General features: G+C 38.1%; 10 protein-coding genes. 8 read left to right on the top strand and 2 right to left on the bottom strand.

All coding sequences use genetic code 11. The annotated features are described in order from the left end of the window. Nucleotides 1–50 precede the first annotated feature (50 nt). The 5 genes from D3H64_RS02010 to D3H64_RS02030 all read left to right on the top strand — a co-directional run bounded on the left by D3H64_RS02010 (nt 51) and on the right by D3H64_RS02030 (nt 7,510). Nucleotides 51–1,037 (top strand): glycosyltransferase family 2 protein, encoded by a 987-nt coding sequence (locus tag D3H64_RS02010; RefSeq protein ID WP_121564343.1) that lies wholly within the window; start codon nt 51–53, stop codon nt 1,035–1,037. Further along, nucleotides 1,021–2,574 carry a hypothetical protein gene (locus tag D3H64_RS02015; protein ID WP_121564345.1) on the top strand — a complete coding sequence of 518 codons (1,554 nt, stop codon included), beginning with the start codon at nt 1,021–1,023 and terminating at the stop codon, nt 2,572–2,574. Before D3H64_RS02010 ends, D3H64_RS02015 begins: the two co-directional genes overlap by 17 nt. 139 nt (nt 2,575–2,713) lie before the next feature. Then, nucleotides 2,714–3,100, top strand: coding sequence for a GtrA family protein (locus D3H64_RS02020; RefSeq protein ID WP_121564347.1), 387 nt, complete (start codon nt 2,714–2,716; stop codon nt 3,098–3,100). Nucleotides 3,101–3,933: 833 nt separating this feature from the next. Beyond that, complete coding sequence (locus D3H64_RS02025) at nt 3,934–5,688, top strand: ABC transporter ATP-binding protein (RefSeq protein WP_121564349.1); 1,755 nt, start codon at nt 3,934–3,936, stop codon at nt 5,686–5,688. Between the two features lie 4 nt (nt 5,689–5,692). Further along, nucleotides 5,693–7,510, top strand: a complete 1,818-nt coding sequence (locus tag D3H64_RS02030) for an ABC transporter ATP-binding protein (RefSeq protein ID WP_121564351.1) — start codon at nt 5,693–5,695, stop codon at nt 7,508–7,510. A 290-nt stretch (nt 7,511–7,800) separates the two neighbouring features. Here D3H64_RS02030 and D3H64_RS02035 read toward each other — a convergent pair whose 3' ends face one another. Beyond that, nucleotides 7,801–9,252 carry a hypothetical protein gene (locus tag D3H64_RS02035; RefSeq protein WP_121564353.1) on the bottom strand — a complete coding sequence of 484 codons (1,452 nt, stop codon included), beginning with the start codon at nt 9,250–9,252 and terminating at the stop codon, nt 7,801–7,803. A 544-nt stretch (nt 9,253–9,796) separates the two neighbouring features. On the opposite strand from D3H64_RS02035, the gene D3H64_RS02040 reads away from it, so the two are divergent. Continuing rightward, nucleotides 9,797–10,114, top strand: coding sequence for a transposase family protein (locus tag D3H64_RS02040; protein ID WP_121564355.1), 318 nt, complete (start codon nt 9,797–9,799; stop codon nt 10,112–10,114). 9 nt (nt 10,115–10,123) lie between these two features. Next, entirely contained in the window at nt 10,124–11,104 is a 981-nt protein-coding gene (locus D3H64_RS02045; RefSeq protein WP_121564356.1) for an ISL3 family transposase, read from the top strand. Between the two features lie 426 nt (nt 11,105–11,530). Here D3H64_RS02045 and ppc read toward each other — a convergent pair whose 3' ends face one another. Next, entirely contained in the window at nt 11,531–14,266 is a 2,736-nt protein-coding gene (gene ppc, locus D3H64_RS02050; protein WP_121564358.1) for a phosphoenolpyruvate carboxylase, read from the bottom strand. Between the two features lie 278 nt (nt 14,267–14,544). Here ppc and D3H64_RS02055 point away from each other — a divergent pair, with 278 nt between their 5' ends. Next, entirely contained in the window at nt 14,545–15,807 is a 1,263-nt protein-coding gene (locus D3H64_RS02055) for a Glu/Leu/Phe/Val dehydrogenase (protein ID WP_121564360.1), read from the top strand. Nucleotides 15,808–16,012: the final 205 nt, after the last annotated feature.

Here is a 16,012-nt window from a genome sequence, read left to right on the forward strand (position 1 = left end):
AACGAGGAAAGCATAATCGCTTTTATGGAAAGAGAATGGAGTTCGAATAGATGCCTAAGCTTGCATGTTTGTATTTAGTGATTCCTTGCTACAATGAGGAAGAGATGCTTCCGATTAGTTGTGAAAAATTAAAGAAATTGTATGAAAGGCTAGTGGATTCTGGCCAAATTAGTCAAGAGAGCCGGATACTTTTTGTTAACGACGGTTCTAAAGACAAGACTTGGCAGCTTATTCAAGAAGCTCATCAAAAAAATGCTATATTTTCGGGAGTAAATTTGACGCGAAATAGAGGACATCAGAACGCCCTTTTAGCAGGATTAATGCTAGCTAAAGACTATGCTGATGTGACCATCTCTATCGATGCTGACTTGCAAGACGATCTGAATGCCATTGACGATATGTTAAAAGCCTATCAGGCAGGAGCTAATATTGTCTATGGTGTTAGAAATAATCGTGAAGCGGATTCTTTCTTTAAACGAGTGACCGCACAAGCTTACTACAAAGTCCTAAGCTATTTGGGTGGAGATATTATATATAATCACGCTGATTTTCGCTTGATGGATCGTAAGGCTTTAGAGGAATTAAGTCGCTATAAAGAAGTTAATTTATTCTTGAGAGGGCTAGTGCCCATGATTGGACTGAATACTAGTTGTGTTTATTATGAACGACATAAACGTTTGGCCGGAGAAAGTAAGTATCCTCTAAAGAAAATGCTGGCTTTAGCGTTTGAAGGGATCACCTCTTTAAGTATAAGACCCATTAAGTTGATTACTTATATGGGGCTAATGATGTCTTTAGTTAGTTTAATCGCTTTAGTGTATGCACTTGTCCAATATTTTAGAGGGGAAGTTGTTTCTGGTTGGACCAGTATAGTGGCTTCTATTTGGCTATTGGGTGGAATACAGATTAGTGCGATTGGACTTATTGGGGAATATATAGGGAAAATATATCTTGAAAGCAAGCATAGACCGCGTTATGGCATTAAAGAAGTATTAAATCATTTAAGTAAAGGAAGTTATGATGATCAACAAAGATAAACTAGAAAAATTTGAAAAATTTGCGAATCAATTTGTGTTTTATTTACTAGCCTTTTTTACTGGATTGGCGGCCTTTTCTTACCTCTTTGTAAGAGCGGAGGTCTCTTTGATATATAGTGAAGATGGGCGTTTTGTATGGGGGAGCTATAAGGCCTGGATAGGGATGCTTATAGTGGGGACGTGCTTATTAGTATCAGCCAAGTGGTTAAAGAAGATATCGACAGGTAGACTTTGGACCATTTTAGCGCTTGTAACGTTTAGCTTTGGACTCTATGTAATTTGCTTTTCGAAGCCTTTTTTAAAGGCTGATGCTTCATCTGTCTATTGGGGAGCCATGGAGATCAATCATGCGAACTATCAGTCTTTGTTGGGGTATTTAAAAGAGTATCCTCATCAATTAGGACTAGTGACTTTTGAAAGGTTAATACTTTCAGTTGTGCCTTCTATTCGTTTTATTAGAGGGGTATATTTACTGTTGACCATTGGCAGCCATTATTTCCTTTTTAAATTATGCCAATTGTTTTTTGATAGGGAACATCTCTTTATGAAATATTTGACGCTCCTATCCTTTGCTTTTGTTCCTATGCTCTTCTTTATCATGCACGTTTATGGTAGTACGCCAGCAATCTTTTTCTTAACGGCTTCTTTATATGCTTTTGCACGTTATCGCCTGGATAAGCGCATGGCTTTTGGGCTAGCTAGTTCGATCCTACTCGTATTGGCCGCTTTAGTCAGGATGAATTACCAAATAGCAGTCATAGCCATGTTGATTGTCTATCTATTAGAGGCATTAAAGAGATGGTCATGGAAGCCATTTGTCCAAGCTTCCTTACTGCTTGTGATGTTCATTGGAGCTAATAAGGGAGTGGTCGCCTATTACGAATCGATTAGTGGCTATTCCCTTAATCAGGGTATGCCTCCGACTTACCATTTAGCTATGGGGCTTCAAGATGGGCAGCAAAGATTTCCAGGATGGTACAATGGCTATAATGTTTCTACTTATGAAAAGTATAAAAACGATCCTGAACAAATGAAAGCTGTTGGTAAAAGAGATTTGCGAAAAATTATTCACTATCGCTTGTCTCATCCTAGAAGTTCCTTTATCTTTTTTAGTAAAAAATGGTTATCGACTTGGTTAGAACCGACTTTCCAATCGATCTGGTCTGGACCTATTGGATCTCCTGCTTCTGTTACTTTTACTAAAATATTGAATAGTATTTATAATGGTGGGGTTCTTTATAAAGGCCTAGTGATCTTTTTACAGGCTTTGGTATGGATTATATATGGGCTTACCGCCTTTACGGGATGGTCGTATCGAAAGATTAAAAATCCTCTACTCAAAGATATTTTTCTCTTTATCAGCTTATTCTTCATTGGAACCAATATTTTTCATATTGGGTGGGAAGCTAAAGCCCAATACACATTTACTCACGTTTATTTGCTGATCCCAATAGCGGTTCAAGGCTTGTGCCTTCTGATGGATTATGCAGGAAAAAAGGGGTATATAGGGCAAAAGGATAGCCCAGTTGAAAACTAGTCGGGGATTTTCTTAAAGTCTGGCCTTATGCATGAAAGTAAGCTAAAAGGCCAATGGGACAAAAAGATGACGATGAGCTTGAAACTTTGCTTAAAGTCATAGAGAAATTTGACCAGATAAAAGTAAGGATGTTATAGGAATGAAATTGTTACAGCAAATAATCAAATTCGGTATGGTGGGAGTAATGGCTACCCTAATTGATTTTGCTTTGTTAAGCTTTTTGGTGGAAGTTTGTCAGATCAATTATCTTCTAGCGGCAGCTATATCTTTCATTGCATCGACAATTTTCAATTATTTGGCGAGTATGCGCTATGTATTTTCAAGTCGTTTTGGCAAAGAGCAACGGCATCAAGAGGCTAGTCTTTTCCTTGTCTTATCCTTGATCGGCTTAGCCTTGAACCAATTTTTCATGTGGTTTTTTGTTGAAAAATGCGGACTTTTTTATGTCTTAGCTAAAATATTGGCGACAGTATTAGTGATGGCTTGGAATTTTATTTCCAGAAAAATATGGTTGGAAGCTAGATAAAGCGCATGAATAGAGACTTGCTCTCCTTTGTGACAGGTGGTTAAAAAGGGATAGCATTAAATTGAAATGGTGAAAGCCACAGCGATTGTACGAATGAAAAGTACGATAGCTGTGGCTTTTTATCTGCAATGAAGTGGTTTGAGAACACGGTGAACTGTTGATGCAGGCAGTTTGTGGCCAATTCCATTGAAGTTGATTGCCTTGTCTGGAACATGTAGGGGATCAACAGGATGGGCTGTAGGCAGTAAGCGGTAGATAGACTGCTTATGTAATAGAGAAAGTTCAGTTGATTATTAAGCGCTGACGCTAGAAAGTTCAGTTGATTATGGAGCACTAAAGATAGCTAATGGGGTTGATTATGGCGCACGGCACTGTCGATAGCTAGTGAAGTTACTTATGGAACACTGATGATAGGATGTGCAATGATTGGGATCACTTGACTGGGACAAAGTTTTTAGTTTATAGAGGAAAAGGGTAAATTTACTCCCCTATTAGTATAAAGAATAAAATAATGATGTATAAAATAAAAGAGAATAGAACAAATGAAAACAAACATCAGAAAAGGTCAATAGAATTGCTTTATTGTTAGCCTAGTGCATTTTTGATAGTGCTTATATTCACAAAAAAAGTTATAAAAAACAGATTGCTTATGAGAATGAACTGTGATACCATATCTCCTAATAAATTGATTAAGATATTTTTAAGAATTGAAAATTCTTCATTCGATGAAAGAATTACGGCCGGCTTAAAGGTATCAGTCAGTGAAAACAATAACTGGGATGAAACAGTTGTCAAAAACTGAGCGGATCCTAGATGTCAGGAGGTAGACAAACTTGAGTATAAATATAAAAGAGGATCAGGATGTGGTGGTAAAACAAATCAGTTTTAAGACTTTTTGGCGAACGTTAACTTCTATTAAAATGCCTTGGCTAGTATTAATAGGGACTATCGCTATATCAATGCTTAATTCTCGAGTGAGTATTATTTTCCCCGATTATCAACAAAAATACTTTGAAAAAGGTCACTTGACACAACATACGGTTATGGTCGGGATTGGTATTTTGTTGGCTAGTGGGGCAGTTAGTATCGTGTCCTATGCTTTAAAGACCTATGTTTTAAGTGATATTATATGCCGTTATCGTGAAAAAATTTGGGAGAAGTGCGTCAATTTGTCTATCCCAAGTTTAGAAAAGTTGAATCCTAATGAATTAATTTCACGGACAAGTGCAGATACCTCTAATCTAGGGGAATTTCTTTTTACTATCACCATTACAACGATTACAGCTTTATATGCGACTTATACGAAATTGTCTTTGATTTCTTCTTACAATAAAAAGCTAGTCTATTGCCAACTTGTGCTCATTCCTTTTCTATTGATTTTGCGTATTTTGGAGGGACGTATTGATTATAAGATTCAGTACCGTTTGAAATATCGTTTGTCCCGCTTAACGGAGTATTTAGCAGAAATTTTGATCAATGTTCCTTTAATTAAATCCTATGTCAAAGAGAAAGAAAAATTAGATAAGGGCGCCCAAGCTATTGAAAGCTATAATGACGAATTATTTAGAATGGAAAGAGTGTCTTATATCTTTGCCGTATTGGATTATCTTTTACTATTGGCTGCTAGGGTATTTGCTATTTTTTATGGGGTCTATTTGATCCATCGTGGAGAGTTAAAATTAGCGACTTGGATTTCGTATTTCATGATATCTCAAATGCTCTACCGGAATCTTAATCAGATATTGAGTCAGTGGACTTTCTTAAAAGATGCTCAAAGTTCAGTGGCGCGTGTTTCAGAAATTTTAGCTTTAGATGAAGAAGCTGTGGGTAAAAAGCAAGCTCCAGCCGATTTACCTATCCGTGTTTCTGATTTAGAAGTTCAGTTGGGTGGTAGAAATGTCTTAGAAGGAATTAATGTTGAAATTTCTCCTAAGGGTAAAACGGCTATTGTCGGGCCTTCTGGTTCTGGAAAATCTAGCTTTTTGAATAGCTTATTGGGATTTTACCCTATCTCTAAAGGGAAGATTCAATTGGATCAGACCGATATAGGGGATCTTGATTTAGATCGCTATAGGGAATGTTTCGCCTATGTTCCTCAGAAAGTGGAAATATTTAGCGATAGTTTACGCTTTAATTTGACTTATGGTGTTCATCATGAAGTGGACGATCAAGAGTTATTAGATGTCATTCATCAGGTCGATTTAGATGAATTCTTCAATAAGCTATCGGATGGTTTAGATAGTCAAATGGCAGAAGCTGGACGGAATGCATCTGGTGGGGAAAGGCAAAAATTAGCCCTGGCTCGAGCTATCTTGCAATTAAAGGATCCAGAGCGGAAATTACTCTTGTTAGATGAAGCAACATCTCATTTAGATCCAGAAAGTGAAGCAACGATTAATGGAGTTATAGACGATTTGGCTGAGACTTATCCAGTTGTGATGGTGTCGCACCACTTGAAGTCTGTTGTCAATGCTGAATCTATTATTGTTTTAGATAAAGGGAAACTCGTTCAAACAGGTAAGCACCAAGATTTACTTACTAACTGTAACCTTTATGCCAAATTAGTCGCAGAAGAATGGGGGGCGTAAGATCGTGATATTCAAAAAAGACCGACAACAGTATCAGTCCTATCAACGTTTTTGGAAGTTCATTAGAAGTGTCCGTTTACCTTGGTGGCATTTTATATTTGCATCCCTTATTGATGCTTATAGTTCTTTCTTAGTCTCTCTTTTGCCTAATTTGGAGGGGGAAATTGCAGCTGGGAAGATTTTTGATAAAAGCTTAGTGACGCGTTATGCTATTTTTTCAGTGATATTAGGTTTGACGCAATTCTTTTCTGTTTATCCTATCTGGGTGAGATATCAGTTTGATCGTCGCTTGGAAAAGCAAACTTTTAGCAAGTTTTTATCTCTTCCACTTGCGGTATTTGAAAAATTCAGCCCATCACGTTTGATTTCTCGGGTGACAGATGATTCAGGGGAAGCTAGTATGTTCTTAGTCAATTTCACCTATTTATTGACGGATTTATTGACCTGCTTGTTTATGACTTTTGGCATGCTGAGAAAGAGCTTGTTCTTATCGCTCTTAACTCTGCCTTTCTTCCTTTTACAGGCTGTAACCATTGTTTTTGCTAATAAAAGAGCCTATTCACTAGGTTATCTCCTACAAAATCAAATGTCCAAAATGACGGCCTACTTAGCAGAAAGGGCGAACAATCTTCGTTATGTTAAAGCAAGTGGGCAAAGGTCCGAAGAGATCGGTAGAGGACGTGAGGTCTTTCGTCAGTACTTTAAGGCTGCTTTGAAAAAGAATGGCTATAATGTCATTCTAAAGACCAGTGTAGAAATCAGTGCTAGTTTTTTAACGGCGGGTGTTTTAATAGGCGGAGCTTATATGGTGAATCGGCATTCGCTTTCTATGGCTAATTTAATCAGTTTCTACATTTATTCAGCCGTCCTACCTGACTATTTAACGAATCTTTTGATGGATGTTTCTAATATCAAGAGATGTCATGGGAGCCTTGATATTGTTACAGCAATCAACTCTTTGCCAAACGAAGAGTTGGATGAAGGTGAGCTCTTACCTGAAAATCCGACAGACAGTAATTTGGCTACCCAAGGGCTAAGTTTTCAGTATGGGCAAATAGAAGAAGCGCATCATGCCTTGTTTGAGGGAGTTTGGGGACAAGACCAAACGGCTAGCCCACTGCAAGAAGAAAATGAAGGCAAGGTCAAAGATCTTAATATAGAAATTCCTCATGGTAAAATAACTGCTATCGTAGGGGCTTCTGGGTCAGGGAAATCGACTTTGTTAAAATTGATTGCAGGGCTGTACCAACCTTTAGAAGGTCAAATATCCTGGAATGGACAGGATATATCAGCCTATTCATTGGCGGAATGGCGACGGAAAATTGCCTTTGTCTTACAGGATAGTGCCTTGTTTAGCGGAACTATTCGTGAAAATCTCCTATTAGCGGCGAAGAAGCCATGGTCGACCGAGGAATTAATGGATCTTTGCCAACGATTGAATTTAAAAGAATTTATTGACTCCTTGCCTAATGGGCTGGATGAAGGGATTTGGTCTAGTAATCAAAAAATGTCGGGGGGTCAGTTACAACGCCTTGCTTTAGCTCGGGCTATCGTAGCTGAACCAGAGATTCTTATTTTAGACGAGGCTACATCTAATTTAGACCGGCAAAATGCGAATGAAATTGATCAATGTATTCGAGAAGCCTTTAAGGATAAAACGGTTATTGCGGTATCTCACCGAATGATCAATCGATTGAATCCTGATCACATTATCGTCATGAAAGATGGGGAAGTGGAAGACTCAGGTAGTCATGAAGAATTGCTTAAACGGCCAACCACTTACGCCAAGTACTATAATCTAGAACAGAAAGAAGCTGCCTAAAGGATAAATAAAAATGGCTGTAAAAAGTAGAGAAAGTAGCCTGACTAATTATTCTTTGTTGTGTTTTTTAATAAGGCCGTTGAATTGACGGTGAAACGTATAGAGTGCCCTCGGAAGTGGATGCTTAGATCCAACTTTCGGGGGCACTCTAGCTATATTAATCAGTTTGGCTAATTCTTGATGGAATCTATTTGAAATAGTTCCAACAGAATTCAAATGGGCTGGAATGGACTGCGTGTTGCAGCAATGTCTATATAAGTGGCGTAGGCTGAATGACGAGCAATGGAAGCTTATTGCAATAACTTCACTTGATTCATGCGAGGGGCATCCATAGGCAGGCTAGCATCAGATTGCCAGTAACCGTCATCTGAGCTAAAACTGATGGTAAGGTGTTGACCATCGTAATTAGCCATAGTATCAGGCAGTTTAATGAGGGAAACATTGTGAGTAGAATAGCCGGGGCCTCCACCTGAATGCATCTTCAAATCGGTGGCTTGGTCTAAAATAAGGACAACATATTTTTGACCCATATCTGGGAAATTATTAGGATTTTCGTTTTGATAAGCGACCATTTCTTTATGGTTAAAGACTTTTACTGTTCCTGAGACGACTGATTTACCGGCATTGCGTTCCGCTTCTACTAGCTGTTCTTTGGAGTTATCAGTTGCCTTTGCCCCCTCATTGCTCGAATTGGACTTAGTTTTATCTGGCGAGCTAGCAGCTTTTTTTGACGAACGATTTGTTGAGGACAGTAGCTCTTCAAGAGAACTTTTATCTGAAATGTCGACAAAATTCAAGGCCGTGGATTTATAATCGTCTGGTGAAAGGTCAGATATAATACCTTCCCATAAAGTTTCTTTTTTTACTTCCAGCTTATTTTTCTGTGGTACAAGGGTTAGCTTTTCAACACTAGTTTGGCCAGAGCCAGAAGAAAAACTGGTATAAATTAAAGCATGATCTTTTTCACTTTGCGAAACGTCCCCTCTAAAGCCTCCAGCAGGCGCTACACCAACTTGGATGATATCATCGTTAACCAATACTTGACTACAATCGTCGTTAGCAGAAAAAACTTTCAGATAGGACATACCGAATTTGCTTTGTTGAGAGACAAGAAGTTGAGGCGTATCGGATGGAGTCATCCAAGCCAAGGCATAGCTATAATGGACGTCTTCTGGTTTGGCATCTTTATTAAATTCATAGTGATCTAAGTGATCTAAAACATCTTGATATAATTTTGATAGTTTTTTATTTTTGCTAGCTTGATTCTTATCATTCGTTTGAGCAAAGGGGAGAGATTGTGGATTAGAGTTGTTTGGATTGTTATTAGGGCTTGTTTGCTTGCCTTTACTTGTAGCTACGTTATTTTTATCGCTGGATTTCATCTCTTTAGTAGACTTTTGCGTAGGCTCATTGCTTGAGGGAGAGTTTTTGAAAAGTTTAGTCAGATTAAAAGTTTTAGAATGACTAGTAGAGCCTCCTTGTTTGGTGATATTGCTGTTAGCTTCTTTTGGTGAAGTCTGACTAGATTTAGATTTGTTAGACAGGTGTTTGGTTTCTTCATGCTTTGAAGAATTTTCTGACTTGTTCGCTTTAACGGATTTAACTGGAATTTTTTCTGCGGCTTCAGTCTTTTCAGCTGATGACGTTGAGAGGTCACTAGATGAATCTGTTTGGCAAGCGCTTAAGGCTAAGAGGCTAATGAGACTAAGACCGAGTGTTCGATAAACGGATTTTTTTAACATGAAAAGCTCCTCCATTTGCTTAAAGTAGATTGAGTGCCTTGTGATTAGATGATGGGAAATATGTGATAAGAGATAGTAAACACGCAAGGCACAGGTCACTAACAATATAGTTCATAAGAAAGCTGATGTCAATGATGAGCAGTAAAAAAGAGACAAAGCTAGAATAGTAAAAAACGGGCTCTATACTTTTTGATGTTGGTGAAAGAGACAGACTGTAGTCTGTCTATGCCATATAAAGCACAAAAATGACCGATTCTTTCGGATAAGAGTTACCTTCATCCGGGAAAATGCAGCGGGACCGCTGGGAGCCTTGGTCTCCCAGCTAGTCAGTCTCAAACTTGCTGTAAGCCTTTCGGCACAGCAAGTAATTCGCTTGACTTCCTTTTACGCTGCTCCCGATGAAGGACTCTTTCCTTCAGTTCGGTCATACTGAGCTTTTATTCATCAGTGCTCGTTACATTCACCAACAACTAAGTATAGATAGAAAGGCACATCCAAATTCCTCTATACTTAAGTTACGACACTAAAAGGGAGGAATTTAGATATGCCTTGTGACACCAATCATACGCAATCTTTAGAAATAAATCAACTTTTTGGGATAGACCCAAATGAAATTCAATTTCCGTCTATAGGGTTTAAGACCATTACAAAAGACAAGTTCGGGCATCAAGTAATTTTATTGCAGGGATATGCTCCTTTCAACGAAACTAAATGCCCTTCTTGTGGTGGAGAGAATATGATAAAGCATGGGACAAGTGTCGCTACTATCCGTCTTTTAGAAACCAATGGCTATAAAACGGCACTTCGTGCGACTAAACAACGTGTTCTTTGCAAAGGTTGTCAGCATACTGCTCTTCCTTAGCTATCCTTCATTAAAAAAGGCTGTAATATATCAGAAAATATTCGTCGTAAAATTTTGATGGAGCTAACTAAAAACATTTCCATGAAAGACCTTGCTCAACAAGTCAATGTTTCACCTTCAACGGTTGTTAGGGTGCTAGATAAGGATTTACCTACGCCTAGAAAACACAAATCTTATCTCCCTCATCATTTGTCTTTTGATGAATTCAATGCAGCTAATGGTTCACCTAATGAGATGAGTTTTATCTTTAGCGATGCCAAAACTCATCGACCAATGGATATATTACCAGATAGAAAACTACAGTTTCTTACGCATTATTTCCTTCAATATCCAGAATCTGTCAGGCTACAAGTTAAAACAGTGACTATGGATATCTACTCACCTTATATGATTTTAGTGAGCAAAGTGTTTCCAAATGCAAAAATTATCTTAGATAGATTCCATATTATTCAGCATTGTGCAAGAGCCTTTACTAAAGTCAGAATAGAAATAATGAATCAATTAAATAAAGGAAATTCAGAAGATAAGAAAGGCTATAGAAGGATTAAGCGTTATTGGAAATTACTGATCAAAAATCGTTTTGAACTCAAGCAAAGTGAATATAAAAATTATTCATTATTTGAAGGTTTACTCAATCAATCTCAAGTCGTTGAACAGCTATTAAGCTATTCTGATATCTTAAAGAAGGCTTATGATATTTATCAAGAAGGTCTCTTCATTTTCAAACGATTGTCAAAATATCCGTTGGATCATTTACTTTCTTACAAACTCGAAGGAGCTCTTAGACACTTTAACAGGCCTTTAAAGACATTTAATAAGTATAAGGAATTCATTCTCAACGCCTATAGTTACTCTTATAACAACGGTCATTTAGAGGCGTGGAATAATCAAATAAAAACCATCAAGAAGACCGCCTACGGCTTTCGCAATTTCGAGCACTTGAAGAAGAGATGCTTTTTAAAAATGAATCGCTTGTCAGTAGCTGTGTAAAGGTCACACGCACTTCTACTTTATCCAATAAACGCTCTACGACAAGAGTACCTTTAATAGGGATGAGCTTGTTTAGGGAAAAGTAGGATAAATATCATCTTTAATATAAAAACCACTCCCCCGAAGAAGAGTGATTTTCTCTAAAAAATTTACCAACAACAAAATTTGACAAAGTGCCAAAAAACGCTATAGATGAGCCGAGCAAGAGCTTAGAAAATTTCCCCAAGGACTTGTTGAGATAAGAGCCCCTTGAATGGCGCAATAAGAAAAGAGGAAGCATCTCTCATGAAAAAAAGCCCTCTGAAGGTGAATCAGAGGACCTTTTTATTGACGAGTTCGGAGCTAGTAATATAGAGATTTTTGATCACACTCAGAGGAATAGTGTCCTAAAGACGATTGACCAATCTCTTGAAAGAGGATTGGCTATCAACCTGAGTTGCGTAAACCTGTAGCAATCCCGTTAATCGTATTGTGGATTAATTTTTCATAGTCTTCATCCAATTTGTTTTGACGAAGTCGTTTGATTAATTCGACTTGAATGGTGTTGAGGACATTGAAGTAAGGGATACGATAATTGAGGCTCGCTTTAAGAGAAGGATTATTTTCTAGCAGATCTTCGTGCTTGGAAATGGCTAAGACAACTTCTTTCGTTAATTGCCATTCTTTGAGAATGATGTCATAGACTTGACGAACCTCTTCAGTTTGAGCTAATTGAGCATATTGATAAGCAATTTCCATGTTGGATTTGGATAAAACCATGTCGACATTTGACAAGATCGCATGGAAAAATGGCCAATTTTGATATAAGTTTTGGAGAATAGCTAAGTTTCCTTCTTTTGCCTTAATGAAATGGTTGAAGGCTGAACCTACACCGTACCATCCAGGGAACATGACCCGACTTTGAGACCAAGAGAAGACCCAAGGGATAGCTCGTAAACCTGAAATTTCAGTAATGGTTTTGCGAGCGGCAGGACGTGAACCAATATGGAGACTAGATATTTCTTTGATTGGTGTTGCTTCGAAGAAATAGTCATAGAAAGCTGGTGTATCAAAGACGAGTTTTCTATAGATACGATTAGAATCTGCCACAATAGTATCCATAATGTTGGAGAAATCGTGAAGAGATGCTGATTGAGGATTCTTTTGTGGACGCATCCGATCAATGCTAGCAGAAACTAACATTTCTAGGTTATAGTAAGCAACATCTTTATTCCCATACTTGTTTTCGATGATTTCCCCTTGTTCGGTTAAGCGGATTTGATCCTTGATAGAGCCTAGAGGTTGAGAGGTGATCGCTTTGTAGGATGGGCCACCACCACGACCGACCGTACCGCCACGACCATGAATAAAGGTGATTTTAATACCACGGCTGTCCCCTAATTGGGTTAAATCATTTTGAGCCTTGTATAAAGTCCAAACAGAGGAGAGGTAGCCCCCATCCTTATTCGAATCAGAGTAGCCTAACATAATTTCTTGGTAGCCATTATTGCTCGATACCCATTGACGAACCATCTCATTATCCAAATATTGAGCCATGATGGCTTGTGAATTATTTAAGTCTTCGATGGTTTCAAAAAGAGGAACAATTTGTACACGAGCTTTTTGAGGGTCAAGTAGCCCAACTTCTTTTAGCATAATAGCTAATTCAAAGAGGTCAGAAACACTTTCTGTATGAGAAATGATATGTTGCTTGATGACATTTTCGCCTAAAGTATCCTTTAGATATCTGGCCGTTTGGAAGATGGCAAGTTCTTTCTTAAGTAGGGCGGATTTTTCCACTTGAGTAGCAGATAGATAGCGTGGATCTTCGCTTAATTCTTTCAGTAAAACCTTGATTTTTTCCTCTTCAGAAAGAGAAGAATAATCATCAACAATCTTAGCGCTCTTTAGCAATTCAGCCACACAAGCTTCATTAATGCTGGAATCTTGGCGCATGTCGATAGTAGCCAAATAGAAGCCAAAAATATCTAAAGCTTGAAGGAGTTCGTTGAAGTCACCGGTTAATAAGTCTTCATCCCCATTGTCTATTAAAGAGTCTCGAATGACGATTAAGTCTTTCTTGAACTCATCAGCAGAGGAATAACTGCTTAAAGATTGACCAGAGTCACCAGCAAACAAAGGGGAGCTGTTTTTTGGATCTGTATGGGTTAAGACACGCAAACTTTCTTCTAATTTAAGCTGAATATATTTGAGTGCTTTTCGATAAGGTTCTTTCTCTCTGTAAATGGAGTGATCAGGTGAAATCTTAGCTAAAGCCTCTACTTCTTTGCTAACCTTGGTCAAACTGGTTGACAAGGATAAGGAACGATAAAGATTATTTAGCTTTTCAATGTAATAAGACAAAATAACTTCACTTTGGATTTTGGCGGATAATTGGAGGGTTTCAGCGGTGACATATGGGTTGCCATCTCGGTCGCCTCCAATCCACATGCCCATAGTAACTGGTTTAGCTAGATCGAGATTTAGCCCCTTTTCTTTGGCCAAACGTTTGTATTCCATCGTGAATTTAGTAACGGCTGGAATGAGAGAGTTGGGGTAGTAGGCCATAGCGTTGGTGATTTCATTTTTAACCTTGAGTTGTTTTTCGCGAATAATATCGGTTTTGAGGATGATTTTGATAAAACGTCTCAAGTCAGCGTGCCATTTATCACTGTTGACCACTCCGCTTTTCACATCGCGATATTTCCTCAAGAGGTCATGGATTTTACTGGTGAGTTCCAAGACAGTCTTGCGTTGGACTTGTGTTGGGTGGGCAGTTAGAACAGGAACGACGTGAACCTTTTCTAAAATTTCTTGGGCTTCTTCACAGCTGGCAATCCAATCGAGAGTTTGAGATAATTTGCCCAAATAATCAGTATGTTGATTGTTTTGACGATTAATTTCATCAGCCAAGTCAACATCTTCTGAAATATTGATCAATAATGGCAAAATGGAGAAATAACGTGACACGAGTACCATGTCTTCATTACTTAAAGCAGTAACTAATTTTTCCAATTGGGCCGTATCTTTTCGAGTGGAGCACTCGAGCATTTCTTGAATGCGATGAAATACGTCTGGACCGACCATTTGTTGGGTGGTCTCATCCAATATTTTTTTTAAAATACTGATTTCTTCAATGATGGTGGACCTGTTATCAGTATATAGTAAATTTGAAACTGACATGATTCACTTCCTTTTCGAGCGAATGCTCCCTTTATGATAAACTCCTCATCTATCATACTACTTTTTTCAGAAAATGTAAGCTTTTTTTTAAGAAATTGTTGAATTATTAACTAATAAAGGAAAAAGAAGAATAGAAATAATTTATTAAAAAATAGTAAGAGTATCACTTGACTTGTGGTATGATATGGATTGATAACTAATCAATTAAAATTTCATGCCTAATTGTCTGATTTTGATTTTTTAGCTTTCATTGAATAAAAGGAAAAGAGGGTATCCATATGCCAAAAAGCGACAATCTAAATCCATTGATTAATGCGCAAAAGCAATTGAAAGAAGCTTGCGATTTATTGAAAGTAGACAGCAATGTCTATGAACTATTAAAGGAACCACAACGAGTGATCGAAGTTTCTATTCCAGTTAAAATGGATGACGGGAAAATTAAGGTCTTTAAGGGTTTCCGTTCCGTTCATAATACAGCCATTGGGCCAGGTAAGGGTGGCATACGTTTTCACCCAAATGTCTCCTTGGATGAAGTAAAAGCTCTTTCTCTTTGGATGACTTTCAAATGTGGGGTTATTGGCATTCCTTATGGTGGGGGCAAAGGTGGCGTGATCTGTGATCCATCACAATTGTCAGCTCGTGAATTAGAAAGTCTATCAAGAGGTTATATAAGAGGAATTCATAAGTATATTGGCGAAAAACAAGATATCCCAGCTCCAGATGTTAATACAAATGGGCAAATCATGTCTTGGATGGTGGATGAATATATTACCCTATCTGGAGGCCATGCTAACTTAGGTGTGATTACAGGGAAACCAGTAGAATTTGCTGGTTCTTTAGGCCGGAATGAAGCGACAGGTCTAGGGATTGCTATTATAGCGAGCAAAATTGCTAAAGAAAAAGGTATATCTATTGAAGGAGCTAAAATTGGCTTGCAAGGTTATGGGAATGTCGGGTCATTTGCAGCGAAACATTTGGAAAAAATGGGTGCTAAAATTGTTGCGGTTAAAGATATTGATGAAAAAGCTCTATTTGATCCGAATGGGATTAGTTATGACAAGTTGAGCCAATATAAGGAAGCTAACCATAAAATTATGGGCTTTGGTGAAAATACACAAGAAATTTCTGAAGAAGATTTCTGGAAGGGAGAATATGATATTCTGATCCCAGCCGCTTTAGAAAATGCCATTTCGACAGAAATCGCCCAAACTATCCATGCAAAAGTTATCGTAGAAGGTGCAAACGGTCCAACGACTAGTGAAGCTGAGAAAGTCCTTATTGATAGAGGAATCGATGTAGTTCCGGACATTTTAGCTAATTCAGGTGGCGTTTTAGTTTCTTACTTTGAATGGGTTCAAAATGTAGCGGGTTATTATTGGACAGAAGAAGAGGTGCTTGAACGTCAACATCAAAAGATGAGTCAAGCTTTTGATGCAATCAATCAGTTGAAAGAATCCTACCAAGTGACTTATCGTCAAGCAGCCTTCATGAATTCAGTGAAGAAAATTGCCGACGTGATGAAATTAAGAGGTTGGTACTAGTCTAATATAATAGATATAAAGCTAGTGCATATAAAATGAGTTGGGCTAAGGCTACTGACTTATCCACAAGCTACACGGTATAACAAAACAGCACGAAAGGGGAAGGGACGGGTATGTCCTACCAATTTCGTGCTGTTTTTCTCGGCACTTTGTCAAATTTTGTTGTTGGTAAATTTTTTAGAGAAAATCACTCTTCTTCGGGGGA

Source organism: Atopobacter sp. AH10 (genome assembly GCF_003664595.1).
Taxonomy (GTDB): Bacteria; Bacillota; Bacilli; order Lactobacillales; family Aerococcaceae; genus Atopobacter.

Bases quoted from the DNA above. Each gene is read 5' to 3' on its own strand.
- D3H64_RS02010 (WP_121564343.1), top strand. From the start codon at position 51: ATGCCTAAGCTTGCATGTTTGTATTTAGTGATTCCTTGCTACAATGAG.
- D3H64_RS02015 (WP_121564345.1), top strand. From the start codon at position 1,021: ATGATCAACAAAGATAAACTAGAAAAATTTGAAAAATTTGCGAATCAA.
- D3H64_RS02020 (WP_121564347.1), top strand. From the start codon at position 2,714: ATGAAATTGTTACAGCAAATAATCAAATTCGGTATGGTGGGAGTAATG.
- D3H64_RS02035 (WP_121564353.1), bottom strand. From the start codon at position 9,252: ATGTTAAAAAAATCCGTTTATCGAACACTCGGTCTTAGTCTCATTAGC.
- D3H64_RS02040 (WP_121564355.1), top strand. From the start codon at position 9,797: ATGCCTTGTGACACCAATCATACGCAATCTTTAGAAATAAATCAACTT.
- ppc (WP_121564358.1), bottom strand. From the start codon at position 14,266: ATGTCAGTTTCAAATTTACTATATACTGATAACAGGTCCACCATCATT.
- D3H64_RS02055 (WP_121564360.1), top strand. From the start codon at position 14,545: ATGCCAAAAAGCGACAATCTAAATCCATTGATTAATGCGCAAAAGCAA.